The sequence below is a fragment of the Halobacterium sp. R2-5 genome (assembly GCF_011734195.1).
Lineage (GTDB): Archaea > Halobacteriota > Halobacteria > Halobacteriales > Halobacteriaceae > Halobacterium.
Genome location: NZ_JAANTH010000001.1, coordinates 389,656 through 414,630, shown reverse-complemented (window position 1 = coordinate 414,630; position 24,975 = coordinate 389,656). Strand labels below are relative to the sequence as shown.

The 24,975-nt window shown below is 70.6% G+C and carries 25 protein-coding genes; 9 read left to right on the top strand and 16 right to left on the bottom strand.

Translation table 11 applies throughout. The features are described from left to right. Nucleotides 1–44 precede the first annotated feature (44 nt). The 3 genes from G9C83_RS02255 (at nt 45) to G9C83_RS02245 (ending at nt 3,197) form a co-directional block, all read left to right on the top strand. Nucleotides 45–1,016, top strand: a complete 972-nt coding sequence (locus tag G9C83_RS02255) for an ROK family protein (RefSeq protein ID WP_167244495.1) — start codon at nt 45–47, stop codon at nt 1,014–1,016. A 269-nt stretch (nt 1,017–1,285) separates the two neighbouring features. Further along, on the top strand, nt 1,286–2,734 hold the full coding sequence (locus G9C83_RS02250; RefSeq protein ID WP_167244494.1) for a PGF-CTERM sorting domain-containing protein: 1,449 nt from the start codon (nt 1,286–1,288) through the stop codon (nt 2,732–2,734). Between the two features lie 91 nt (nt 2,735–2,825). Beyond that, nucleotides 2,826–3,197 (top strand): NifU family protein, encoded by a 372-nt coding sequence (locus tag G9C83_RS02245; RefSeq protein ID WP_167244493.1) that lies wholly within the window; start codon nt 2,826–2,828, stop codon nt 3,195–3,197. Here G9C83_RS02245 and G9C83_RS02240 read toward each other — a convergent pair. The 3 genes from G9C83_RS02240 to G9C83_RS02230 are packed head-to-tail and all read right to left on the bottom strand — an operon-like array spanning nt 3,194 to nt 5,200. After that, nucleotides 3,194–4,618 carry a DUF402 domain-containing protein gene (locus tag G9C83_RS02240; protein WP_167244492.1) on the bottom strand — a complete coding sequence of 475 codons (1,425 nt, stop codon included), beginning with the start codon at nt 4,616–4,618 and terminating at the stop codon, nt 3,194–3,196. The two genes, G9C83_RS02245 and G9C83_RS02240, sit on opposite strands and share 4 nt — an antisense overlap. Then, a complete protein-coding gene (locus tag G9C83_RS02235) occupies nt 4,615–5,007 on the bottom strand; it encodes a hypothetical protein (RefSeq protein WP_167244491.1) in 393 nt (130 codons plus the stop codon). Before G9C83_RS02235 ends, G9C83_RS02240 begins: the two co-directional genes overlap by 4 nt. A 43-nt stretch (nt 5,008–5,050) precedes the next feature. Then, nucleotides 5,051–5,200 (bottom strand): hypothetical protein, encoded by a 150-nt coding sequence (locus tag G9C83_RS02230; RefSeq protein ID WP_167244490.1) that lies wholly within the window; start codon nt 5,198–5,200, stop codon nt 5,051–5,053. Between the two features lie 115 nt (nt 5,201–5,315). Here G9C83_RS02230 and G9C83_RS02225 point away from each other — a divergent pair, with 115 nt between their 5' ends. Next, nucleotides 5,316–6,404, top strand: coding sequence for a PrsW family intramembrane metalloprotease (locus G9C83_RS02225; protein WP_167244489.1), 1,089 nt, complete (start codon nt 5,316–5,318; stop codon nt 6,402–6,404). Here the strand turns inward: G9C83_RS02225 and G9C83_RS02220 are convergent. Then, nucleotides 6,398–6,988: a riboflavin synthase gene (locus G9C83_RS02220; protein ID WP_167244488.1), complete on the bottom strand. Its 591-nt coding sequence runs from the start codon at nt 6,986–6,988 to the stop codon at nt 6,398–6,400. The genes G9C83_RS02225 and G9C83_RS02220 overlap by 7 nt on opposite strands. Before the next feature lie 78 nt (nt 6,989–7,066). On the opposite strand from G9C83_RS02220, the gene G9C83_RS02215 reads away from it, so the two are divergent. Continuing rightward, nucleotides 7,067–7,303 (top strand): hypothetical protein, encoded by a 237-nt coding sequence (locus tag G9C83_RS02215; protein ID WP_167244487.1) that lies wholly within the window; start codon nt 7,067–7,069, stop codon nt 7,301–7,303. Here G9C83_RS02215 and G9C83_RS02210 read toward each other — a convergent pair. The 6 genes from G9C83_RS02210 to G9C83_RS02185 form a co-directional block, all read right to left on the bottom strand. Then, entirely contained in the window at nt 7,297–8,322 is a 1,026-nt protein-coding gene (locus tag G9C83_RS02210) for a M24 family metallopeptidase (protein ID WP_167244486.1), read from the bottom strand. The two genes, G9C83_RS02215 and G9C83_RS02210, sit on opposite strands and share 7 nt — an antisense overlap. Beyond that, nucleotides 8,323–10,152 carry an ATP-dependent helicase gene (locus G9C83_RS02205; RefSeq protein WP_167244485.1) on the bottom strand — a complete coding sequence of 610 codons (1,830 nt, stop codon included), beginning with the start codon at nt 10,150–10,152 and terminating at the stop codon, nt 8,323–8,325. A gap of 398 nt (nt 10,153–10,550) precedes the next feature. Continuing rightward, a complete protein-coding gene (locus G9C83_RS02200) occupies nt 10,551–10,724 on the bottom strand; it encodes an HVO_0416 family zinc finger protein (protein WP_167244484.1) in 174 nt (57 codons plus the stop codon). Nucleotides 10,725–10,797: 73 nt separating this feature from the next. Beyond that, nucleotides 10,798–11,838, bottom strand: a complete 1,041-nt coding sequence (locus tag G9C83_RS02195) for a zinc-dependent alcohol dehydrogenase family protein (protein WP_167244483.1) — start codon at nt 11,836–11,838, stop codon at nt 10,798–10,800. Between the two features lie 75 nt (nt 11,839–11,913). Next, on the bottom strand, nt 11,914–13,425 hold the full coding sequence (locus G9C83_RS02190; protein WP_167244482.1) for a carboxypeptidase M32: 1,512 nt from the start codon (nt 13,423–13,425) through the stop codon (nt 11,914–11,916). A gap of 105 nt (nt 13,426–13,530) precedes the next feature. After that, entirely contained in the window at nt 13,531–14,649 is a 1,119-nt protein-coding gene (locus tag G9C83_RS02185; RefSeq protein ID WP_167244481.1) for a M20/M25/M40 family metallo-hydrolase, read from the bottom strand. 97 nt (nt 14,650–14,746) lie between these two features. Between G9C83_RS02185 and G9C83_RS02180 the strand changes: the two genes are divergently transcribed. Beyond that, entirely contained in the window at nt 14,747–16,612 is a 1,866-nt protein-coding gene (locus G9C83_RS02180; protein WP_167244480.1) for a PINc/VapC family ATPase, read from the top strand. 33 nt (nt 16,613–16,645) lie between these two features. Here G9C83_RS02180 and G9C83_RS02175 read toward each other — a convergent pair whose 3' ends face one another. The 6 genes from G9C83_RS02175 to G9C83_RS02150 form a co-directional block, all read right to left on the bottom strand. Then, entirely contained in the window at nt 16,646–16,921 is a 276-nt protein-coding gene (locus G9C83_RS02175; RefSeq protein WP_167244479.1) for a winged helix-turn-helix domain-containing protein, read from the bottom strand. A gap of 106 nt (nt 16,922–17,027) precedes the next feature. Beyond that, nucleotides 17,028–17,876 carry a DUF4397 domain-containing protein gene (locus G9C83_RS02170; protein ID WP_167244478.1) on the bottom strand — a complete coding sequence of 283 codons (849 nt, stop codon included), beginning with the start codon at nt 17,874–17,876 and terminating at the stop codon, nt 17,028–17,030. A gap of 96 nt (nt 17,877–17,972) precedes the next feature. Further along, entirely contained in the window at nt 17,973–18,899 is a 927-nt protein-coding gene (locus tag G9C83_RS02165) for a glycosyltransferase family 4 protein (protein ID WP_167244477.1), read from the bottom strand. Beyond that, nucleotides 18,899–19,990: a UDP-N-acetylglucosamine 2-epimerase (non-hydrolyzing) gene (gene wecB / locus G9C83_RS02160; protein ID WP_167244476.1), complete on the bottom strand. Its 1,092-nt coding sequence runs from the start codon at nt 19,988–19,990 to the stop codon at nt 18,899–18,901. Before wecB ends, G9C83_RS02165 begins: the two co-directional genes overlap by 1 nt. Continuing rightward, the gene (locus G9C83_RS02155; protein WP_167244475.1) at nt 19,987–21,012 is read right to left on the bottom strand and encodes a hypothetical protein; all 1,026 of its coding nucleotides are present in this window, start codon (nt 21,010–21,012) and stop codon (nt 19,987–19,989) included. Before G9C83_RS02155 ends, wecB begins: the two co-directional genes overlap by 4 nt. Nucleotides 21,013–21,207: 195 nt before the next feature. Continuing rightward, nucleotides 21,208–21,399: a hypothetical protein gene (locus G9C83_RS02150; protein ID WP_167244474.1), complete on the bottom strand. Its 192-nt coding sequence runs from the start codon at nt 21,397–21,399 to the stop codon at nt 21,208–21,210. Between the two features lie 153 nt (nt 21,400–21,552). On the opposite strand from G9C83_RS02150, the gene G9C83_RS02145 reads away from it, so the two are divergent. The 3 genes from G9C83_RS02145 to G9C83_RS02135 all read left to right on the top strand — a co-directional run bounded on the left by G9C83_RS02145 (nt 21,553) and on the right by G9C83_RS02135 (nt 24,811). Then, complete coding sequence (locus tag G9C83_RS02145) at nt 21,553–21,852, top strand: hypothetical protein (RefSeq protein ID WP_167244473.1); 300 nt, start codon at nt 21,553–21,555, stop codon at nt 21,850–21,852. A 2-nt stretch (nt 21,853–21,854) separates the two neighbouring features. Beyond that, complete coding sequence (locus tag G9C83_RS02140; protein WP_167244472.1) at nt 21,855–23,690, top strand: ribosome biogenesis/translation initiation ATPase RLI; 1,836 nt, start codon at nt 21,855–21,857, stop codon at nt 23,688–23,690. A gap of 191 nt (nt 23,691–23,881) precedes the next feature. Continuing rightward, complete coding sequence (locus G9C83_RS02135) at nt 23,882–24,811, top strand: hypothetical protein (RefSeq protein ID WP_167244471.1); 930 nt, start codon at nt 23,882–23,884, stop codon at nt 24,809–24,811. The last annotated feature ends 164 nt before the right edge of the window (nt 24,812–24,975 follow it).

Below are 24,975 nucleotides of genomic sequence, written 5' to 3'. Positions count from 1 at the left end.
AAAAGCTGTGTAGTTAAGTGCGAGCGCAGTCCCACTCACTGTAGATGCCGTACTACGTCGGCGTCGACCTCGGCGCGACGAACGTCCGCGCCGCGGTCGCGGACGGCGACGGGAGCATTCTCGCCACCGACAAGCGCGCGACGCCGCGCGGACCGACGGGGATCCACGTCACGGAGGCGGTCCTCGACGCGGTGCGCGCGGCCTGCGAGGACGCGGACGTCGACCCCAGCGAGGTCGAGGCCGCGGGCGTCGGCAGCATCGGCCCGTTGGACCTCGCGGAGGGTTCCATCGACGGCCCCGCGAACCTCCCGGACTCCGTCGACACCGTGCCGCTCGTCGGCCCCATCTCGAAGCTCGTGGACTCCGAGCGCGTCCACCTCCACAACGACACGGTCGCGGGCGTCATCGGCGAGCGCTTCCACGCCGACCGCAACCCCGACGACATGGCGTACGTCACCATCTCCTCGGGCATCGGGGCTGGCGTCGCCGTCGACGGCAACGTCCTCGAGGGCTGGGACGGTAACGCCGGCGAACTCGGCCACATGCTCGTCGACCCGCAGGGCCGCCGGACCTGCGGCTGCGGCCGCGACGGCCACTGGGAGGCGTACTGCTCGGGGAACAACATCCCCGAGTACGCCCGCATGCTCGCGGAGGAGGACGGCGACCTCGACACCGCGCTCCCGCTGGACGACCCCGAGTTCTCCGCGAAGCACGTCTACGAGCACGCCGACGACGACGAGTTCGCCGCGCACGTCGTCGACCAGGTCGGCTTCTGGAACGCGATGGGCGTCACGAACCTCGTGCAGTCGTACGCGCCGCTCGTGGTGTCTTTCGGCGGCGCCGTCGCGCTCAACAACCCCGACCTCGTCCTCGACCCGATCCGCGAGTACCTCGACGAGAGCGTGTTCAACAACGTCCCCGAGGTGCGGCTCACGTCGCTCGGCGACGACGTCGTCCTCCACGGCGCCGTCGCGTCCGCCATCACCGGCGGCACCGGCGACCGCTCGCCGAGTTAGCGACGGTCTCTCCCGATTGCACCTTCTGTGGGAATCAGCACCCCGAGCAGCCGGTACTGGGTGGGAATGAAAGGGGCGGCGGGCTCGCGCTTGCCTGGTCGTCTCGCAGGCCGCTATCGCCGACCGGCGGGAGGCGATATGCCTGCGAGCGACCGCGAGCCCGCCGGGGCTTTCGAGGAAGCGTCGACATCACTGATAAAGACGGCACCGAGAGATACGCCGGAGCGAACGCCCGCAGGACTTTTCCAACCCACCGACGCAGTGGGGGTATGCGACGACGAGACGTCCTGCGCTCCGCGGCCGCTGCGGCAGCCCTCCCGCTCGCGAGTACGACCGTCAGCGCGTCCAGCCAGTCGTCGTTCGAGCCGCTGGGCGTGCTGGAGCTGTCGGGGACCAAAGAAGTGGTCACCGACGACGCGGGGGAGACCGCGTTCGTGGCGACGACCGACGGCGTGGCGACGGTGGACATCGCGGACCCGGCGAACCCGGAGCTGTTGGCGCGCGTGGCGCCGCTGCTGGACGACCGCGAGGGCGGGCCGATGCAGCAAGTCTTCGACGTGAAACTCGACGGGGACACCCTGATCGCGGTCGGGCCGGCGAACCCCACGCGGACCGAGGCGGTCCAGGGCGTCGTCGTCTTCGACGTCAGCGACCCCGCGAACCCCGAGCAGACGCGGTTCTACGAGACGGCGTACCCGATTCACAACGCCTACCTGGAGGACGGCGTGGCGTACCTCACGGCGAACGACGGCGCGCGGAATCCCGTGGTTCTCGTGGACGTCTCCGGGGGTTCGGCGGAAGAGCTCAGCCGGTGGTCGAACGTCGACCACGACGACCGGTGGCGGGACGTCTACCCGTACGTGCGGACGGCCCACGACGTCTACGTGCACGAGGACGTGCTCTACGTCGCGTACTGGGACGCGGGCACGTGGCTGGCGGACGTCAGCGACCCGCAGAACCCCGAGTACGTCAACCACTTCGGGCACTACAGCGTCGAGGACCTGCTGGAACTCGATTCGGGCGAGGCGGGCGCGGAGGGGCTGGCGGTTCCGGGGAACTCCCACTACGTCGCCGTGAACGAGGACGCGTCCGTGCTCGCGTCCGGCGCGGAGGCGTGGGACGTGGACACGAGCAACGCGGACCCCGAGCAGGGCGGCATCGACCTCTGGGACGTCAGCGACCCGCAGAACCCGGAGAAGCTGTCGTTCATCGCGCCGCCGCCGACGCCGGACGGCACCCGAGACGGGACGTGGACGACGAGCCACAACTTCGAGTTCCGGAACGGCCGGCTGTACACGTCGTGGTACCAGGGCGGCGTGAAGGTTCACGACGTGAGCGACCCCGCGAACCCCGAGGAGCTGGCGTGGTGGCGCCAGCCGGAGGAGGCGCGGTTCTGGACGGCGCGGTACGCCACGGAGGACGCGTTCGTCGCGGGGAACATGGGCGGCCAGACGTACGACGCGGGCGTCTACACGTTCCCGAACGCGGCGGGCGAGCAGCCCGACCCGCCGAACCTGGAGACGACGACGGTCGCGACGACGACGGCACCGGACGCGACCGAGACGGCGCAGACCACGGCGGCGACGACCGCGACGAGCGCGCCGACGACGACCGAGAGCGGAGAGTCCGGGAGCGGCGTCCCCGGGTTCGGCGCGCTCGCCGCGCTCGCGGGCGTCTCCGCGGCGGCGCTGGCGGCGTGGCGGCGGAACGACGCGTAGCGCGTTCCACGCGAAACGGTGGGTCGGACACGAACGATACCTAGCGTTTTCAACCGAAAGTACATCACTCGTCCAGCCCGAAGGCTCGACTATGAGCGAGACTGCTGGCGCGGGGAGCCTCCACGAGCGCGTCGAGACGTGGCTCGTCGGCCAGATGCCGATCATCAGGAGCCACGGCGGCACGAGCGCCGTCCGGAAGGCCGACCCCGCCGACGGGGAGGTCGTCGTCGAGCTCGGCGGCGCGTGCTCGGGGTGTGGCATCAGCCCGCGGACCGCCCAGCGCATCAAAGTGGACCTCGCGGCGGAGTTCGACGAGGTCGAGGACGTGGTCGTCCGGTTCACGGACGGCGACGGCGGCGGCTGGGGCGGCGACCAGCCGGAGAGCTACATGGGCGTCGACCGCAACGAGGGCGGCCGCGGCGGCCGCGGCGAGGGCAGCCCGAACTCCGACTCGCACTTCTAGTCGTCGCTGACCGCGGCGCGCACGCGCTCGGCGACCGACAGCGCCTGCTCGGCCAGTTCCTCGCTGACGTGGCCGGCATCGACGGTCGCCCGGAGTTCGTCCTCGTCGACGACCTCGACGCGGCCGTCGGCGTGTTTCACGACGTCGACGTGGAGGTCGACGTACCGCACCGCGTCCGGGAACACCTCGACGGGCGTGGAGACGTTCAGGTACGTGCCCTTCACTTCGCCGTCCTCGCTCTCGTAGACGGTCGGGTACCACCAGTTCCCCTCGGTGAACCGCGTGGTGGCGACGTCGCCGGCCTCGCGATCGACGCCGAGTTCGTCGTAGACGCCGCCGGCAGTCATCTCGCGGCGGACGGTCACCCGGCCGGCCTCCCGGTCGCGGTCGGTGACGTCGCCGCGGCCGAGCGTGATGACGCGGCCGTCGGGCTTGCCGTGCTGGATGGCGACCAGGTCGCCCGCGGTCGGCCCGAACTGGTCGGTGACCGCGCCGAACGGGAAGCCGTCGGTGCTCGCGCCGAGCGCCTCCGCGAAGTCGACGGCGCCGCTGGCGGCCTCGCTGCCCGCCTTGATGCGGTGGTGGCCGTCCATCGTCTCCGTGACCTCGCGGCGCGCGGCGTCGAGCGCGAACCGGGACTCGCGGCCGAACCACGCCCAGACGGTGCGCTCGGGCGCCGTGACGCGGTGGGGCGCGCTGTCCTCGGGTGCGGGCGCGTCCGCGGTGGCCTCCCGCAGGCGCTCCGCGAGCGACACCAGTTCGTCGAGCGCGTCCCCGAGCGCGTCCATGCTCGCGCCGTCGGCGGCGTAGTGCCAGCGGACGCCCCAGCGGTCCGGGACGTCCGGAGACAGCAGTTCGGTGGTGCGCGCGAGCTCGTGGTCCCGGGAGCCGTTCGGCGTCCCCGCGACGAGCGCGTCCACGCCGCGTTCGAGGCTCGCGAGCCCGCCGACGGCCCGTAGCTGGGTGTCGACGACGGGGCGGTCGTCGGCCCACCACGGGTTCGGCTCGCGGACCTGCACGCGGAGGTGGTCGCCCTCCTCGACGTGCTCGTCCGTGGCGTCGAACGGCAGGTAGCCCTCGTGGTCGCTCGACAGCGCGACCACCGCGCCGCCGCGGACGGTGCGCTCGACGACGGCGTTGAAGACGGCGCCGCGGGCCGCGCGGTCCCGCCAGACGAACGTGTCTACGCCGATCCCCTCGAGTACGTCCAGCACCTCGTCGACGGCGTCCTCCCGGCCGGAGACGCCGACGCCCTGGCGGTCGGGCGTCATCCAGACGTCGGCGTCGTACTCGCCGGTCGCGAAGTCGGCGTCGAAGCGCTCGCGGATCGGCGGCGAGGCGTCCACCACGTCGAAGCTCGCGTCCAGCAGCCGGCGGGTGAGCGCGGTGCTGTAGATGCCGCGGACGCGGACGCGGGTCATTCGAGGCGGCTCCGTTCGCCCGCGAACCGCACCCGGTCGTCGACGGTCGGCCCGAGGGTCAGCTCCACGACCGCGGGCTCGCCGTCCAGTTCTTCGAGGACGCGGGCGCCCTCGACGTACGCGCCCCACGTGTCGAAGCGCACGAACCCGCGGATGTCCTCGCTGTGCGTGAACAGGTCGACGTACTCCAAGTCGTGTTCGGGGTAGTCGTCGCGGCCGTGCGTGAGCTCCATGTCCGAGTAGACGACGTCGCGACCGTCGAAGAACGACTGGACGCGCTCGGCGTCCTCGCGTGACTGTTCGACGACGTTCTGCTCGATTTCGGCGATGTCGTCCTGCGAGAGGCCGGCGTCCCGGAGTTCAGTCCGGGTCCGCTGGTCGAAGAGCATGGTCTCCCTTCGGCCGGCGGGGTTTTCAGCGTTGCCGCCTCGGTCAGTCGTCGGCCGCGGCCGGTGCGGCGTCGGTCGCCTCCGGTGCGTCCGCGTCGGCACTCGCGGACTCGTCCTCGGCGTCCTCGCGTCGGTTCGACTCGGGTGTCGGCGGTGCGGTGTACAGCAGACCGCGGCTGGGACTGTGTGGCATACCCGACGGGAGCCGGGAGATACCGATAAGCCTGCTCCTTTAGGGTGTGATTATCATGCAAGGACCGTCGGTAGCGCGAACACACTGAAGGAGGGGGCGAATGAACTAGGCGAACATGTCGGCCGAACGGGACCCAGTCGAGCGCGCGAGCGGGGACGACCAGGACCTCTACGACGTGGCGACGTGGGAGCCGCGGACCGCGCTCGACCGCTTCTCGACGTGGTTGTACGGCGGGCTGGCGACCACCGGGCGGGCGGTCGTCGTGGTGCTCGCGGTGCTCATCGTCGCCGCGCAGTTCGCCGCGGCGCTCGGGCTGGTGTTCTTCGACCGGCCGGTCGTCGCCGTCTACGTCCTGCTGTCGGTCGTGCCCGCGCTCGGGCTGGCGGCGTTCGTCTGGAAGGCAGACGCCACGAAACGCGAACCCCTCGAACTGCTCGTCGTGACGTTCGCGTTCGGGTTCCTGTTCGCGGGGTTCGCGGCCATCCTCAACAGCATCTTCTCCGGACTGTTCCTCGGGTCGGTCACCGAGCAGTCGTCGGTCGCGATAGCCGTCGTGGTGCCCGCGCTGTACTTCTTCCTCGTCGTCGGACCGGTCGAGGAGACCGTGAAGTGGCTCGCGATCCGGCTGTACGCCTACCGGAGCGACCGCTTCGACGCGGTCGTCGACGGCGCGGTGTACGGCGCGGTCGCCGGCCTCGGGTTCGCCACCATCGAGAACGCCATCTACATCGGCCGCGAGGTGGTGGCGGCCCTCGAGGCGACGGGCGGCCCCGCGGCCGTCAGCGTCGGCCTCGAGACCGCCGCGGTGCGCACGCTCGCGGGCCCCGGGCACGTCATCTACTCGGCGTTCGCGGGCTACTACCTCGGGCTCGCGAAGTTCAACCCCGAGAACCGCGGCCCCATCGTCGTGAAGGGGCTGGTCATCGCGTCAGTCATCCACGCGACGTACAACACGGTCGTGACGAACCTCGGCGTCCTGACCGGCGCCATCGGGCTCCCACCCGGCTTCGTGTTCATCGGGTTCGTCGTCGTCTACGACGGCGCGCTGTTCTACGTGCTCTACCGGAAGCTCAAGCGGTACCGCGCGGCCTACGAGCAGACCGGTGCCGAGACCTTCGAGGACGACCAGCGCGAGGGCGACGCCGACGAACCCGGCGACCTCCGCGGGACGGATTCGAGCGAGAACGAGCGCGACCGTCAGTAGGCGTCGAGGCGCTCGACGTACTTCGCGACGACGTCCACTTCCACGTTCACGCTGTCTCCGGGCGCGCGCTCGGAGAGCGTCGTGAGGTCGTACGTCGTCGGCACGACGGCCACCGAGAACGTCCCTTCCGTGTCGTCGACGTCCGCGACGGTGAGGCTGATGCCGTCGAGCGTAATCGACCCCTTCTGGGCGACGTACTGCTCGTGGCCGTCGGGGAGCGCGAACGTGTACGTCCAGTCCTCGCCGACCTGCTCGACGGCGACGACTTCGGTTGTGGTGTCGACGTGGCCCTGCACGATGTGGCCGTCGAGGCGGCCGTCGGCGGGGAGCGCGCGCTCGAGGTTGACTTCGTCGCCCTCGCGCACGGCGTCGAGCGTCGTCGCGTCGAGCGTCTCGGTCGCGGTGAACGCCGTGAACCAGTCCGTCCCGTACTCTTCGACGGTGAGGCAGACGCCGCCGACGCTGATGCTCTCGCCGTGCGAGAACCCGGTCAAGTCGTCCGTGGCGACGCGGATGCGGCGGCCGTCGGGTTCGTCGACGACGTCCTCGACGGTGCCCGTCTCCTCGATGATGCCGGTGAACACGCCCCCAGATTCGTGACTCGTAACGAAAACGCTGTGGTTTCGGACGGGCTTAAGGGCCGCGAGCGCCCACGTCCCCGTGTGAAGCTCCTCGACGCCGTCACGCTCGCCGTGGCAGTGGCGTTCGCAGCGCCGGCCGCCCTCTTCGGCGTCGAAACCCTGCTCGCGGGCGACCCCACCGGCTGGGTGTTCCTCGGGTTCGCCGCGGGCATCGTCGCGTTCGAACAGTACGTCACGCTGCCCACGGACGTTCCCGTGCTCGCCGCGCAGAAGGCCACGGAGACCGTCGTCGAAGAGCCCGACGACGACAATCAGTAGTCGGGCTTCGGGACGACCGACCGCGGGAAGTCGCCGACGCGCTCGACGCCGTCACCGGTGGCGACCGCGAGGTCCGCGACCCACACGGTCTGGTCGGCGTCCAGTTCCGCGCGCACCGCCAGCGCCGCTCCGGGTTCGACTGCGTCGTCGCCAGCCGGGAGCTCGCGCCGTTCGAGGCCGACGCCGTGGACGGTGCCCGTGCCCGCGGTCGGCGGGAAGCCGTACGAGCCGAGCTCCGCGGTCACTTCCTCGGCCGCGGCGTCGACAGCCGTCTCGCCGACGTCCACGATGTCGATGCCGGCGTCGACGGCGTACTCGCCGGCGAGCGTGGCGCGGCGCTCCCAGCCGCCGTCGCTGTCCGCGACGAACGTGCGCGCGAGCCAGCCGCGGTAGCCGTCGACACCGGGCGTAACGCGAATCGGGACGGCGTCGCTGGCAGCGATTGGTCCCTCCGCGGCAACGACCGTCTCGGGGTCGGCGCCGGCCCGCGCCACCGCCGCGTTCGCGGTGCGGCGGACGCGCTCGGCGGTCACGTCGCCGTCGTCGTCCGCCAGCGGGTCGCCACCGGCGTCCGCGAGCAGCGCGGCGGCAGCGGCCATCCCCGCCTCGGCAGCCGCTTGTGCGTCCCGCAGCGCGTCCAGTTCGGCGTCGGTCTTCGTCTCGCGTGCCCGCAAGTGGGCGTCCGTCGAGGACACGTCGACGCCCGCCTCTTCGAGGTAGAGCGCGGCGTCGTGCGGGAGCGTGCGCGGCGCGAGCACGCTGTCCGCGACGAGGCCCGGGAGCTTCCGCGCGGGCGTCGCTACCGGGTCGAGAACAGTGACGTCCTCGCGGACGGCGACGTCGTCGGGGAGCGGGCGCTCGGGGACGACGGCGACGCGGCCCGCGTAGACGACGGCCGCGCGGCACGGGACGGCGGCGCCGCTCAGGTAGCGGACGAGCGGGTCGCCGGGCGGGCCGACGAAAACGAAGGCGTCAGCGCCCGCGTCGGCGAGCGCGCCGTCGAAGACCGCGGACCGCATTCACGGAAGCTGGACGGGCGTGTCCGCCTCGAGGGCGTCCTCGAGGGTCTGCCCGGTCTGCTCGCCGTACAGCAGCACGTCGATGGGGAGCGTCGGCGCGCCGTTGATGAGGTTCTGGAGGAGCACCAGCCGCTCGCGCGCCCGGCTCATCCCGACGTAGAACACGCGGCGCTCGTTGTCCGTCAGAATCGGGACGGGGCTCGTCTTCGACGTGAACTCGATGTCGTCCGGGACGTCCTCGGGGTCCGCGGTCGCCGCCATCTGTTCGACGACCTTCTCCGTGAGGTCCGTCGAGACGAACACGTGGTCGGCCTCGCGGCCCTTCGCGGAGTGGATGGTGCCGACGCGCACGCGGTCGGGGTCCATGCCGCGGTAGTCGCCCTGGAAGTACGCGTCGATGCTGCGGCGCTGGTAGCGCGTGACCTTCCGGAGCATGTCCGCGGCCGCCGATGGCCCCGGCACGAATGGCACGTAGTCGCGGATGAACTCCGCGGTGAACGTGAGTTCGGTGAGGTCGGTGTCCTCGCCCTGCGCCTCGTCGATGGCCTCCCGGAGGTCGTTGCGCTCGCGGGTGCCGAACGCCGAGTCCTGGAGCATGTCCATCAGGCGGCGGGCCTGCAGGCCGTCGATGGGGTCGTCGTTCTCGAGCGCTTCGACGGCGGAGATGTACTGCTGGAGGCGGTCCGTCCACAGCCGCTGGTCGGTCAGCGCCTTGAACGGGATGCCCTCGCCGATGAACTCGTCGACGAAGTCGAACAGCTGGTAGCGCGCCCGGAACAGGATCATCACCGTGTCGTCCTCGGTGGACTCGACGGTGCGTCGGACGTTCCGCACGAGGTCGAGCATCGACGGGCTGTCGATGGCCTCGACGCTGCCGCCCTCCTTGCGGGGTTCGAGGTCCTTCTCCTGGCGCGTCTCGATGTGGCTGATCTCCTGCTGGACGACCTTCAGCACCTGCGAGGGGAGCCGGTAGGAGTTCGGGAGCACGACGTCGTCGGTGACCTTCGTGTTCAGGAGGAGTTCGGGGTCGGCGCCCTGCCACGCGTAGACGACCTGGTCGTCGTCGCCCGCGATGAGCACGCGCTCCATGTGCGGCCGCCACTCCTCGTAGACGTCGTACTGGAGGCTGGTGATGTCCTGGAACTCGTCGATGACGAGGTAGTCGACGTCGGGGAGCAGCGAGCGCTGCTCGACGCGTTCGAGCATGTCCGCGAAGCCGACGAGCTCGTTCTCGCCCTTGTACGCGCGCCACGCCCGAATCGCCTCGGGGATGTCGTAGCGCTCGTCGCTGGACGGCCACGTCGGCGTGTACTTGTTGCCGACCTGGGCGTTGTCGTCGATTTCGGGCGGCAGGCGGACTTCCTCCTCGTTCCAGCGGAACGGCACGTCGTACCAGTCCGCGACGTCGCGGCTGGTGCGCTGGAGCCACTGGGAGGTCGCGATGACCTTGTTCCCGAGCGTCGTCGAGCGCGCGGTGCGCCGCGACCCCGAAGAGTACTCGTCCTCGAACGGGATGCCGTACTCCTCGCAGAACGCTTCCTTGTCGTCCTCGCCGACGACGTCGCCCCGCGACAGCCCGAGCAGCTCGTAGGCTTTCGCGTGCATCGTCGCGACGTTCCCGCGCAGCGAGCGCGGGTTGACGTCGAGTCGCTCGGCGAGCCGTTCGCGGACCTCGGCCGCTGCGGCACGCGTGTACGAGACGACGAGGATGTCGCGTACGTCTACGTCGTCGTCCTCAAGAATTTCCTCGACGTGGTCGAGGAGCGCGGTCGTCTTCCCGCTCCCCGGACCACCGAACAGCCGCGTGACTTCCGGCTCCGAGTCCGTCATTAGACAACTAGAGGAACCGAAACGGTATAAACCGCTTGAAAATTCTCCGCCAGTCGGACAGGTACGAGGCGGCTACGTCCGACGAGTAGACCGTGCCTCCCGGACATCGGCGCCGTCGCGAATCTTGTCCTCGCAGTTCGGACACACGCGTGGGGCGCCCTGCTCGTTCGGCGTGAACACTCTCGCGTACGCGTCGGTCACGAACGACCCGCAGTTCTGGCACTCCGGCATGGCTTCACCCGGCGTTTCTCGGGATTCGTCTTATGTGTGCTGGCCGTTGAAGTGTACTAGCCGTTGAGGTGAACGAGCGCGGAGAACCCCGGGTGGGGCGACGGCGACTGCTGGGACGGGAAGAAACGCGAGGAGAAGTGGCTACCGCGACCGAGGGCGACGCGTCGCTACGGCGACCAGCCGCAGACGGAGCAGGCTCGCGCGTTCGCTCCGTGGAGACCGCCGCACTCCGGACACTGCTTCTTGTTATAGCTCTCGTCCCACGTCTGCGTGTCGTGGCCGCGGTCTTCGAGGAACTCGTCCAGAAGCGTGTCGTCGTCCGGAGTCGATGCGCTCGACATGATACGTGGTACGGTATGTCACACCACTACTTGAAGCTGTCGAGCGGACAGGTTCGGTGGACGTTCGTCCGATTTACGGCTTCACGAGCACCTTCACCGCGTCGCGCTCGTCCATCGCGCGGTAGCCCTCGGCGACGTCGTCGAGCCCGACGGTCTCCGTGAAAATCGGGGACGGGTCGAGCGTCCCCTGCAGGACGTCGGCCATCAGCTCCTCCGCGTACGCACGGACCGGCGCGACGCCGCCGTTCAGCGCGACGTTGTTCCCGAACATCGTGAACACGTCCAGTCCCTCCTCCGTCACGCCGTACGGCACGCCGACGTAGCCGACCGTCCCGCCCGGCCGCGCCACGGCGATGGCGGTGTCCATCGCGGACGCCGCGCCCACGCACTCCATGACGTGGTTCGCGCCGCCGCGCGTGAGCTCCTTGGCGCGCTCGATGGCCTCGTCACCGCGCGCGGCAATCGTGTCTGTCGCGCCGAACTCCTCGGCGAGTTCGAGGCGCTCGTCGTGGTGGCCCATCGCGACGATTCGCTCCGCGCCGAGGCGGCGCGCGGCGAGCACGCCGCAGAGGCCGACCGCGCCGTCCCCGACGACGATGACGGTGTCGCCCTCGCCGACCCCCGCACTGACCGCGGCGTGGTGGCCCGTGCCCATCACGTCGGTCAACGGCAGCAGCGACTCCAGTGCGTCCTCGTCGTCGGCGTACCGGTCCGGCACCCGGACGAGCGTGCCGTCGGCGTGGGGCGTCCGCACGTACTCGCCCTGTGCGCCGCCGTTCTCGCCGCCCCACGAGTCGCCGTTCACGCAGGACGTGTGCAGGCCCTTCCGGCAGAACTCGCAGTGCCCGCAGCTGATCGAGAACGGCGCGAACACGCGGTCGCCCGGCCGGACCGAACGCACGTCCTCGCCGACTTCCTCGACGATACCCATCGGCTCGTGGCCGACGCGAGCGCCCTCCTCGCGGTCGCTGTCCCCGCGGTAGAACCAGAGGTCCGACCCGCAGACCGCTGTGTGCGTGACGCGGACGACGGCGTCCGTCGGCTCCTCGACTTCCGGTTTCGGGACGTCCTCGACGGCGATGTCGCCGGGGCCCCGGTAGATGGCTGCGCGCATACCCGTACTGCGTCCGGAGCGCGGAAAAAGCCACCAGACTGCGACGGCGTCGCCGGAAAACGAGAGTGTCGCGCGCTACAGGTCGTAGAGGTCGGTGTACTTCTCGGTGACGTAGTCGACGAAGTGGTCGGCGTTGTACGCCTCGCCGGTGGCCTCCTCGACGAGCTCGGGCGTCGTGTACCGGGCGCCGTGCCGGTGGACGTGCTCTTCGAGCCAGTCCGCGATGACGTCGAAGTTGCCGCTCCGGACCTTCTCGTCGACGTCGCCGACGTCGTCCTCGAGGGCGTCGTAGATCTGGGCGGCGAGCACGCTCCCCAGCGAGTACGTCGGGAAGTAGCCGAACGAGCCGTGACTCCAGTGGATGTCCTGCAGGCAGCCCTCCGCGTCCGTCTCCGGGCGCACGCCGAGGTACTCCTCGTACTTGTCGTTCCAGCGCTCGGGCACGTCCTCGACGTCGAGGTCGCCCTCGATGAGCTCGCGCTCGATCTCGAAGCGCACGATGATGTGCATGTGGTAGGTGAGCTCGTCCGCTTCGACCCGGACGAGGTTGTCCTCGTACACCTCGTTGGCGGCCTCGTAGGCCGCCTCCGGGGTGGTGTCCTCGAGCTGCGGGAAGCGCTCTTTCATCGCGGGCAGGAACTTCTCCCAGAACACCCGCGAGCGCCCGACGTGATTCTCCCAGAGCCGGCTCTGGGACTCGTGGACGGTGAGGTCGCGTGACTCCCCGAGCGGGCTGCCGTACTGCTCGCGGGGCAGCCCGAGCGTGTACCGGGCGTGCCCGAACTCGTGGATGGTCGAAGTGAGCGCGCCGAGGGGGTCCTCGGCGTCGAACCGCGTGGTGACGCGGGCGTCGAACTGGTTCCCGGTGGAGAACGGGTGCGGCGCGGTGTCGATCCGGCCGTGCTCGAAGTCGTACCCGAGCGTGTCCAGGACGTCACGCGCCAGTTCCTCCTGGGTGTCCACGTCGAACTCGCCGGTGAAGGGGTCCGCGAGCTCCACGTCGCTCTCGCGGACGTCCTCGATGAGCGGCACGAGCTCCTCGCGGAGGCGTTCGAGCACTCGCTCGGCGGTGTCGAGGTCGAGGTACGGCTCGTAGTCCGCGAACAGCACCTCGTAGGCGTCCTTGTCGGGGTCGATGTGCTCGGCGTACTCCCTCTTGAGCTCGACGAGCTCCTCCAGAATCGGCGCGAAGATCGAGAAGTCGTCCTCCTCCTTGGCTTCCTTCCACTTCGGGAGCGCCTCGCTGGTCTTCTCCGAGATCTCGGCGACGAGGTCGCTCGGCACGCGGTCGGCGCGCTCGTACTGGCGTCGGATCTCGCGGACGACCGCGGCCTGCTCGTCGTCTAAGTCCGCGTCCTCGAGTTCGTCCAGCCACTCGCCGACCTGCTCCTCCGTGAGCAGGTCGTGGGACAGCGAGGAGAGCGCGGACTTCTGCTGCGAGCGGGCGGGCGTGCCGCCCTCCGGCATCATCACTTCCTGGTCCCAGGAGAGCAGGCTGTTCGCGGCGTTGACGTTCGAGATCTGTTCGTAGTGGTCGAGGAGCGCCTCGTAGGCGTCGGGGGCCTCTGCAGTGGCCGGCGTCGACATACCTAGGCGTACGCGGCGCGGCGTATCAGGATTGCCCTCCCGGAACTGCGCGGCCTCCCTCAGGTCGGCCACGCGGCTCGCGGCTCCCGCTGGTCGCCGCTCGCTCTAACGTGGTCTCCCTGCGGTCGACCACGCTCCCGCGACGTCCGTGTACACCCGCCGACAGCGTTCGAGCACGGCCAGCGACACGCTCTCGTCGGCGGTGTGGGCCTCCCCGCGTTCGGCCGGCCCGCAGACCAGACACGTCGTCCCGGCGGCCGAGAGCCAGCCCGCGTCCGTGGCGTGAGGCTTGGCGACGTGCTCGCCGGCGCCGTCCTGCTCGACTCGCGCGGCGTCCAGCACGGCGTCGGCGAACCCGGCGTCGTCGCAGGCCATCGGCGGGAGGTCCTGGTCGACGGTCCACGAGACGCCCGCGACGCCCTCGACGCGTTCGAGGTCGGCGCGAGCGCCCGGGACGGTGCGCTCGTCGACGGTGACCGAGCAGGACTCCGGAATCACGTTCCACGCCGTCCCGCCCTCGATTTCAGTGACCGCGACGCTCCCCGAGAGGTGCTGGCCGAGCACGTCCGCGTCCGGCGCGTCGAGGCCGCGAATCACGTCCACCGCGTCGCACGCCCGGTAGACCGCGTTCTCCCCCGACTCGACCTCGCTGGCGTGCGCCGCCTCCCCAGCCGCCGTGACCGTGCTCGCGCGCCGACCCTTGTGCGCGACGGCGACGTCGAGGACGCCCGGGTCGGAGTACCCCGTCGACCCCTCGCCGACGATTGCGTAGTCGGGCGCGAAGCCGTCGTCGATGGCGGAGCGCGCGCCCTCGCCACCGGTCTCCTCGCCGACGAACGACGCGAACGCCAGCGGCCCGTCGGTGTCTGCGTCCCGGAACGCCAGCAGCATCGCGGCGTCCGCGCCCTTCATGTCCGCCGTGCCGCGGCCGTACAGCCGGCCGTCAGCCTCGTAGACGACGTAGTCGCCAGCGGCGGTTTCACCGCCTCCGCCTTCTGTCTGGCGCTCGTCCGGCGGCACGACGTCGTGGTGGCCGACGAACGCGAGGCTATCGCCGTCGGCGTCCCGGTTCCGCCACGCGAGGACGTTCCCGGCGTCGTCCCGGGTCACGTCGGCGTCGGTCTCCTCGCGGAGCCAAGACGCGATTGCGTCCCCGGCCGCGGTCTCGTCGTCGTGGCTCGGAATCGAGACGAGGCGTTCCGTGAGGTCGCGAAGTTCGCCCATCACGCGGTCGGACGCGCCCGAGCGGTTAGTCGGCTTCGCCGCCACGGGTCGGCCGGATTGAAATACCCTTATCCGTACGCCGCGACTACGCTGTGACATGAATATCGTGCCGGACACGAGCGTCGTCGTCGACGGCCGTCTCTCGAAGCGCATCGAGGACGGCGAGTACGAGGGCGACACCGTCTACGTCCCCGAGGCGGTCGTCGGCGAGGTCGAAGCGCAGGCGAACAGCGGCCGGCAGACCGGCTGGGACGCCCTGGAGGAGCTCCAGCGGCTCGTCGAACTCGCCGACGAGGGAACGATCAGCGTCGAGTACGTCGGCGAGCGCGCCGGCGAGGAGGACATCCAGCGGGCGTCCGCGGGCGCCATCGACGCCATCATCCGGGACATCGCGATGGAACACGACGCCCGCTTCCTCACGAGCGACATCGTGCAGGCCGAGGTCGCGGAGGGGAAGGGCATCGACGTGGAGTACCTCGAGCCGCTCGAACGCGAGCTCGGCGAGCTCGGGCTGGAGCAGTACTTCGACGACCTCACGATGAGCGTCCACCTCAAAGAGGGGCTGGTGCCGATGGTCAAGCGCGGCGAGGTCGGTGACATCCAGTACCAGCCCGCGGGCGACGACGAGCCACTCGACGCCGACACCATCGAGGAGTACGCCAACGAGGTCATCACGACCGCGAAGCGCAGCGACGACGCGTTCGTGGAGCTCTCCGAGGAGGGGATGACCATCGCGCAGGTACGGGACATGCGAATCGCCGTCTCGACGCCTCCGTTCTCCGAGAGCGCGGAGATCACGGCGGTCCGCCCAATCGTGAAGACGACGATGGACGACTACGAGCACGCCGACGAGCTCCGCGACCGGCTGCTGGAGCGCGACCGCGGCGTGCTCATCGCGGGCGCGCCGGGCGCCGGGAAGTCGACGTTCGCGCAGGCCGTCGCGGAGTTCCTCGCGGACAGCGGGAACGTCGTGAAGACGATGGAGAAGCCCCGGGACCTCCAGGTCGGCGACGAGGTCACGCAGTACACGGAGCTCGGCGGCGAGATGTCGAAGACCGCGGACTCCCTTTTGATGGTGCGGCCGGACTACACCATCTACGACGAGGTCCGGAAGACCGACGACTTCGAGGTGTTCGCGGACATGCGGCTGGCGGGCGTCGGGATGGTCGGCGTCGTCCACGCCACCCGACCCATCGACGCGCTCCAGCGGCTCGTCGGGCGCGTCGAACTCGGGATGATTCCCCAGATCGTGGACACGGTCGTCTACATCGAGGAGGGCGACGTGGAGACCGTCTACGACGTGACGACCGAGGTGAAGGTTCCGGAGGGCCTGATGGAGGAGGACCTCGCCCGCCCCGTGATTCAGGTGCGGGACTTCGCGACGGGGACGCCCGCCTACGAGATCTACACGTTCAACCGCCAGGTCGTCACGGTGCCCCTCGACGACGCCGAGGAGAACCCCGAGTCGGGCGTCGACAAGCTCGCGAAACAGGAGGTCGAGCGCGAGATTCAGGCGGCCACCCGCGGTCCCGTCGAAGTGGACATCCGCAGCGGGAACGAGGCCGTGGTGTACGTCTCCGAGGACGACATCAGCCACGTCATCGGGAAGGGCGGCGGCCGCATCTCGGACATCGAGGAGCGCCTCGGCATCAGCATCGACGTGCGCACGCTCGACGAGCGCACCACCCAGCCCGCGGGCGGGAACAGCACCGGCGGGAGCGCGAACGACGAGCCGGCGGGGCGCATCGTCACGCCCGAGGTCACGTCCCGGCACATCATCCTGCCGCTGGACGGCGAGAACGCGGGCGAGACCGTCGAAGTGCAGGCCGACGGCGAGTACCTGTTCACGGCGACGGTCGGCCGCGGCGGCGACATCCAAGTCTCTCGGGGCTCGGCCATCGCGGAGGAACTGGAGCGCGCCATCGACCACGAGCGGATGATCTCGGTCGTCCCGAACCAGTAGCTACGGGGCGCGCGAGAGTCCAGCGGAGAGGGTTCAGGCTGCTTCCGCGTCGGCGTCCGCGGGGGCGTCCTCGCTGTCGCCGTCGGCGGTCAGCTGGTAGAGGCTCTGGCGGGCGTCGGCGAAGTAGATGTCCTCGTCGACGACGCCGCGGTCCTCCAGGCGTTCGAGCGCGTACCGGACGGTGCGGGCGGAGAGCATGGTTTCCTCGACGATTCGCTTCTGCGTGAGGGGGCCGTCGTACTCGAGTACCTTGTAGACGAGCTTGGCGCTCGGCGGGAGGTCCTCCAGCACACTGTCGTCTTCAGCCATCGTTACGTTTCGAAACACTCCACGCGCTTAAAACTGCGGGGGCCTCTCGCACGATGCGACCGCTCCGTCCGCTTCCGCCCGTCTTCCGGGGCCACAGGACCGCTGCTCACGCCGAACCACCGCCGTCCGCGACTGTCACGAGTTCGAGTTCGGACTGGTCGCCGGACGCGTCCACGTACCCGAGCGCGAGCACGGAGTACGCGTCCCCGCCCTCGAAGGTCACGTCGAACGGCCCGGCAGTGTCCCCGGATCCCGACCGCACGTTCAGGGCGTACGACCCCGGCGAGACGGCGACGTAGTCGGTCGGCGCGCCGAACGCCGCGCCGTCGACGAGCGCGTTCCCCCCGTCCTCGACGGCCGCAGTCAGCGTCGACGCGTCCGGCGCCCCGTTGAACACGCGCACGAGCGCCTCGTCGCCGCCGGGCTGCTCGGCGTCGTCGGCGAAGACGCTCACCGTGAGCCCCGTCTCTCCTCCCGGGTCGGCGGCCTCGCCGTACGCCATCGCCGTCTGGTAGCCGGACTCGACGGCGACGGCGTCCTCGAAGACGACGGTGCTCTCGTCGCCCGCAGCCGTGACGCGGACGTCGTAGTCGTCGGGCGGCAGCTGGGCGTACGGCGTCACGGACGTGTACGACGCCTCCTCGAACGCGAGCGCGTCGTTCACGTAGACGTCGACGGCGGGCGCGTCCGGGGACGCGTGCGCCGCTCGGACGTACCCCTGGCCGCCCTCCGTGGTCGACTCCTCGCCGTCTTCGGTGGCTTCCCCGGTGGTTTCCTCGGTCGCCTCCTCGGCGGCCTGCGTCGGCTCCTCCGTGGTCGCGGCGAGCTCGGTGGTCGTCTGGGTCGGCTGCGTCGTCACCGCGTCCCCGTCGCCGCCCGTACAGCCCGCGAGCGCGACGGCGAACCCGGCGCCCGCGAGGCGGACGAAGCGCCGCCGGTCGATGGGCGTGTCCATGACTCCCGCGAGGGGCGTCGCGTGCTTTGGTATGCAGACCTTACGCGGCGGTCCGAGCACGCCCCGCGAGTAAGGACGAGGTAGGGGGTACAGCGGCTACGCGTTCCCGAGCGCAGTCCGGTAGACCGCTTCGAGTTCGCGGGCGGTCCAGTCGCGGTCGAGTGTCTCGACGTGCTGGCGGCCGTTCGAGCGCTCGCCGCTCGCGAGGACGTCGGCGAGCGCGTCGGCGAGGCCGTCGTCGGTCGCGGCGACGGCGGACGGGCTGACGCCGTCGAGGCGCTCGGACACGTCGCCGACGTCCGTCGCGACGACGGGGAGGTCGCACGCGAGCGCTTCCTTCACGGCGTTCGGCGACCCCTCGTGGTCGGACGTCAGGAGGAGCGCGTCGGCGGCGTTCATGTACGTCGGCATCTCGTCGTGCGGGGCGCCCGTGACGGTGTGCAGTTCGACCTCGGCGTCGAGGCGGTCGCGGGCGGCGTCGACGACGCGCTCGGCCCGCGGGTAGTTCTTCTCCTCGCGCGTCGGCGAGTACGGGAACAGCACGCGGCGGCCGTCGCCCCAGCCCAGTTTCTCGCGGGCGTCGGTCCGGGGCTCCGGCCGGAACTTCTCGGTGTCGACGCCGTGCGGGACGACTCGGCAGTCCGCGTCGAGCGCGTCGGCCATCGCCTCGGACATCACGACGGTCGCGTCGGCGAGCCGCGCACACCGCCGGCTCACCGGCCCGAGCGGCCCGTAGAGGTCCGTCCCCCACAGCGAGACGACGGTGGGGAGGCCGACGGCCGCGAGCGCGGTCGGCGCGACGACGCCCTGGTTCGCGTGCACGACGTCGAAGTCGGTTCTGGCCGCGCGCAGCGTCTGCCCGAAGTGGACGAGGTAGTCCAGCGCGGACCGCGAACACTCGCCCGGAACGTGGGCGCCAGGGACGGCGAGCGTCGCGCAGTCGACGCCGCGGTCGCGGAGCGCGCGCACCTGTCCCCGGTACGCGGAGGCGTCCTCGCTCGGCACGAGGTTGAGCACGCGCATCACCGGACACCTCCAGCCGCGTGTGCGTCCGCGCTCGGCGCGTCGCTCACCCACCGCTCCAGCGTCGCGACGATGTCGACGGCGGCGCCCGTCGGCGGGTCGGCGTCGCGGGCGCGCTCGGCGGCCGCCGCGTCGACGGCCGCCGTAACCGCTTCCGGGTCGGTGCCGGCGAGCACGTTGTCCCCGCTGCGGACCGTGCCCGCCCACTCCGTCGTCTCGCGCAGCGTCACGCACGGCGTCCCGAGGTAGGCGGCCTCGCGCTGGATGCCGCCGGAGTCGGTGGCGACCGCGGCGGCGTCCTCGAGCAGCGCGAGGAACGCGGCGTAGCCGGTGGGTTCGACGAGCGTCACGCGCTCGGCCGCCCAGTCGTAGCGCCCGAACGCCCGCAGGCGGTCGGCGGTCCGCGGGTGTATCGGCAGGACGACGGGCGGACGGGCGTCGGCGAGCCCGGCGAGCACGCCCCGCAGCGTCGGCTCGTCGTCCGTGGTTCTGGCGCGGTGGACGGTCGCGAGCACGTACTCCTCGGGGACGTCGGGGACGTCGGTCGGCGCGAGGTCGCGGGCCATCGCAACGGCGTCACCTCGGACGTCACCCGCGCGGTGAACACCGCGCGTCACGCCCTCCTCGGCGAGCGTGTCCGCGGCGTCCCGCGTGGGCGCGAACCGGAGGTCCGCGAGGTGGTCGACGAGCACGCGCGTTCGCTCCTCGGACATCCGCCAGTCGCCGCTGCGCAGGCCCGCCTCGACGTGCACGAGCGGCGTGTTCGTGGTGACGGCGGCGAACGCGCCCGCGAGCGTCGACGTGGTGTCCCCGTAGACGAGCACGGCGTCGGGTTCGGCGTCCGCGAGAATCGGCGTGAGGCGCTCGACGGCGCGCGCGACCTGCTCGCCGCGGGACGCCGACCCGATGCCGAGGTAGTGGTCGGGCGTCGGGAGCGCGAGTTCCTCGAAGAACACCGTCGAGAGCGCGTCGTCGTGGTGCTGGCCGGTGTGGACGAGCGTCGTCGCGTGGCCGGCCGCGGCGAGTTCGCGGGACACCGGCGTCGCCATCACGAACTCCGGGCGGACGCCGACGACGGACCAGACGTTCACGCCGCACCCTCCACGACGTCGACGACGAACGCCGCCACGTCGACTTTGTCTTCGAGGAGGCGCTCGCGCCGCTGTGCCATCGTCTCGCGGGGCGGCTCTCGAGCGTACTCGACGGCGCGGTCGATGGCGGCGTCCTCGTCCGCGAACGACGACAGGAGGCCGTACTCGCCCTCCAGTTCGGCGAAGTTGCTCATGTCGCCGTCGCCCGCGAACGAGTTCGACCGGACGGCCGGCGTCCCGAGAACGGCGGCCTCCGTCGCCATCGTCTGGGAGTCGCCGGCGTACACGTCCGCGAACGCGAGCAGGTCGTGGACGCGCTCGGGCGGCACCGGTAGCGGCTCCGCGTCCAGATCGGGCGGAGCGCCCTCGCAGGAGACGTAGACGGTCGCGTGCTCGTCGAGTTCGTCCACGAGGCGCCGCTTGCCGGCGGCCGAGAACCCCTCGCGGCCGACGTCGTGGTGGGCGTCCCACGAGACGAAGCGCACGACTGCGTACGACTCCTCGGGGTCGACGCCCGCCTCGCGGAGCGCGTCCGCGTCCGGCGTGAACCGCTCCGGGTGGAGGTACGCGAGCTCGTGGAAACCGTCGTAGCGGCGCTGGTTCGGGACGTCGCGGCGGAAGCCCGCGGGCGTACAGACTACGTCCGCGAGCGGGTGGGTGACGCTGGCGGCGAGGCGCGCGGGCTCGCTGTCGTCGAAGACGACCGAGCGCGCGCCGACGAGCCGCGCGGCGTGGACGGCCGCGGGGTCGACCTGGCTGACGACGACGTCCGGGCCGAACCGCCGGGCGACCCGCAGCAGGCCGAGTTCGCGCTCGGCGAGCTCCGCGAGCCGGGAGAGCGGGCCGGCGCCCGCCCGCGACGCCACCGCGTACGGGACGCCGGCGGCGTCCAGCAGGTCGGTGGTGACGTCCTTCTCGCGGGCCGCCACCGCGATTCGGTGCCCGCGGTCGGCGAGCGCGCGCATCGGCGCTTCGAAGAGGTGGACCAGCGACGGGTGCGTGACGTCGAACAGGACCTTCACGGCTCCCCCTCCGGTTCGGCCATCGATTCTTCGCCTCCGGCTGGCATTACCCTCACCGTGCGCACACCGGCGGTTTAGTAGCCAGTTCCTAACGGCCCTGAGCGGCGGTTCTGTCGGTACCGTCGCTCACCGGCCGGGGTCGGGAGAAGGGTCGCGTGCCGGAGGGTTGCAGGGACGTGTGGACGCTTCCGGTCGTTACCGGAAGCGGCGGCTCACGCGGACCAGAATCGACGCGAGCGTGCCGAGACCGGGGATGCGTCGGGAGAGCGCGGCCGCGCCGAGCAGCAGCAGGCCGCGCTTGCGCTTCCCGCGGCGGAACGACATCGCGGCGTCGATGATCGTCGAGACGGTGCTCGCTCTGCTCGCTGACTTGCCAAGTGTCGCCATACCGTGCGATAGCGGCCAAACGGGGAAACGTCGGCGCCTTGCGCACCCAGGGGCGTTATGACGGGTCGCGGGCCGACCGACGGAGTCCCACGGGCGAAACCGCGGCTTCCGGCAAGCGAACGCCTTTTGAGCGCGGCACACGGAGAAGCGTGTATGACAGAGACTGCGGACCCGACGGCTGCCCACCGACGCAGCCTGAAGGTGACCACAATCGCCACTCTGGGCGGCGTCGCCGCGGCGTTCGCCTCGGAGGCGGTCGTCAGCGACGCGACCAGCCGCACGGGGCTGCTCGTGTTGCTTGCGGTGGTCGCCGTCGAGCTCGGGCTGATGCGCGTGGCCGGCGTCGACATCGCCGAGTTCTCCGCGAAAGACCACCTCTACGTCGGCTTCATGTCGTTCGCCCTCTGGTTCATCACGTGGGCTGTACTGCTCTCCGAAGGCATCACGTTCTAACGATGGCCGACGACAGCATCGCGGTCGTCGACCTCGACAGGTGCCAGCCCGACCGCTGCAACTACGAGTGCTCGAACTACTGCCCGCCGAACCGCACGGGCAAGGAGTGCATCACGCTGCGCGGCGAGGACGCCGAGGACGGCGACCCCGACCAGGTCCGCATCAGCGAGGAGATCTGTCTGGGCGAGACCTGCGGCATCTGCGTCGAGAAGTGCCCGTTCGACGCCATCGAGATCATCAACCTCCCGCAGGAGCTCGACGACGAGCCCACCCACCGGTACGGCGAGAACGCGTTCTCGCTGTACGGTCTGCCGGTCCCGGAGTCCGGGAAGGTGACGGGGCTGCTCGGCCCGAACGGCATCGGGAAGTCCACTGCGGTGAAGATTCTCGCCGGCGAAATCACGCCGAACCTCGGCCGCCACGAGGACGAGCCGTCGTGGGACGAGGTCGTCGACGAGTACCGCGGCACCGAACTCCAGGACTACCTCGAATCGGTGCGCGCCGGCGACGTCAGCGTCGCCCGGAAGCCCCAGTACGTCGACCAGATCCCCGACCAGTTCGACGGCACCACCCGCGAGCTGCTCGAACGCACGGACGAGCGCGACGTCCTCGACGACCTCGTCGACCGGCTATCGATCCGCCCGGTCATCGACCAGTCCATCGACTCGCTGTCCGGCGGCGAGCTCCAGCGGGTCGCGCTCGCGGCGACGCTCGCCCGCGACGCGGACTTCTACTTCGTGGACGAGCTCACGCCGTACCTCGACATCGGCCAGCGCGTCACCGCGGCGCGCATCGTCCGCGAGCTCGCCGAGGAGGAGGACAAGGCCGTCCTCGTCGTCGAGCACGACCTCGCGGTGCTGGACCTGCTCGCGGACTCCATCCACGTCGCGTACGGTGAGCCCTCCGTGTACGGCGTCGTCACGCCGCCCAAGTCGGTGCGCAACGGCATCAACGAGTACCTGAAGGGGTACCTCGACAACGAGAACATGCGCATCCGGCCGGAGGCCATCACCTTCGAGGAGCACGCGCCGCGGGAGACCTCGAAAGCGGAGACGCTGGTCTCCTACCCCGACCTCACGAAGTCCTACGGCGAGGGCGAGTTCACGCTCACCGTCGACGGCGGCGACATCAACCGCAACGAGGTGCTCGGCGTGGTCGGCCCGAACGGTATCGGGAAGTCCACGTTCGCCCAGCTGCTGGCGGGCGACCTCGACCCGACGTCGGTCGGCGGCGAGGCGGGTGCCGACCTCGACGTCGGGCTGGACATCGCGTACAAGCCCCAGTACGTCGAGGCCGACCAGCACATCCGCGTGGACGCGTTCCTCTCCTCGATCACGGACGACTTCGGCTCCAGCTACTGGAAGACCGAAATCGGCGATCCGCTCCAGCTCGACCCCATCCTCGAACAGAACCTCACGGACCTCTCGGGCGGCGAGCGCCAGCGCGTCGCCATCGCCGCGACCCTCTCGAAGGACGCCGACCTCTACCTGCTGGACGAGCCGAGCGCGCACCTCGACGTCGAGCAGCGCGTGCTCGCGACGCGGGCCATCCGGCGGTACGCGGAGAACCGCGAGACCACCGTGATGGTCATCGACCACGACATCTACATGATCGACCTCGTGAGCGACCGGCTGATGGTGTTCGACGGCGAGCCCGCCGAGCACGGCCGCGCGTCGACGCCGCAGCCGATGCGCTCGGGGATGAACGAGTTCCTCGCGAACCTCGACGTCACGTTCCGCCGCGACGAGAACCTCGGTCGCCCGCGCATCAACAAGCCCGGCAGCCAGCTCGACAAACAACAGAAGCGCGACGGCGAATACTACTACACCACAGAGTAGCCCGCCGACGCGCCGTTCGGGGCTTTTTGGAGGAGGTTTTTGCGCCCGCCCCGCGACGGCGAGTACTACCACACGACCTGACTTTTCCTCGCGGAGAGACGCTTAACCCGGATTAATCGGCGTTAACTGTCCGTAAGTCGCCCGCACGGTCCCGCGGGTATAAGCCGGGGGACGCCATACGGCCGGATAGCATGAGAGCGACCGTACTGCTCGTAACTGCACTGCTCGTCGTCGGCGCCGGCGCGCCGCTGGCAGTCGCCGGCGTGGGCGACGCTCCGGCGGCGACCGAGTCGTCGACCGTAGTGCAGGAGGACGGCACGACGAACGAGACCGACAACGAGACGGAGACGGCGCCCGGCGCGCAGCTCGCCGGCGTCGCCGACGTCCAGGCCGCGGAAGTCGAGGGCGAGGTCGAGCGCCGCGCGTTCGGCCTGCAGGTCGCGGCGGCGAACTCGAACGCCTCGAAGGCGTCCGTGGTCGCCGGCCAGGTCGAGAACCTCGACCAGCGGCTCGCGGAGCTCCGGGACCGCAAGCAGGAGCTCGAGACGGCCCGCGAGAACGGTACCATCTCCGAGTCGCGATACCGCGCGGAGATGGCGGGGCTGGCGGCCCGGATTTCGACGCTGCAGGGGCTGACCAACGAGACCGCCGAGACCGCTCGGGGAATCCCGGACGAGGACCTCGCGGAGCGCGGCGTGAACGCGACCGACCTCGATCGGCTGCGGACGTCCGCGGGCAACCTCTCGGGCCCCGAGGTGGCGGCCATCGCCCGGAGCATCGCGGGTCCGGCGGGGAACGGGACTGCCGGCCCGCCGTTCGGCGGGAACAGCACGATGGGGCCGCCGACGGACACGCCCGCGTCCGGTAACGACAACGAGACGGGCGGTCCGGGCGCCCCGGACAGCCCCGGTGGCGTCGAGAACGCGACCAACGGCAACGAGACCGACGCCCCGCGGCCGGGTGACGACCTGGGAAACTCGTCTGACGCGTCCGGTGACGGACCGGGCGCGAACGCCAGCGCCGACAACGAGACGAGCGACGGCCCCGGACGGCCCGACAGTCCGGGGAACGGCAACGGCCAGCTGTTCGACCTGAGCGTGCTGACCTCGCTGCTCCCCTGAGGCAGGACGGTCGCTCCTTCTTCGCGTTCCAAACGAAACAGCCGACGGGCGAGCGGTTCACCGAGCGCGAACGGTGCGAGGCGCTACGCGCCTCGGAACGTGCGAGCGGCGAGCGAAGCGAGCCGTGAGCAGTGAGCGCTCGGGCCGACGACTGAACGGAGCGC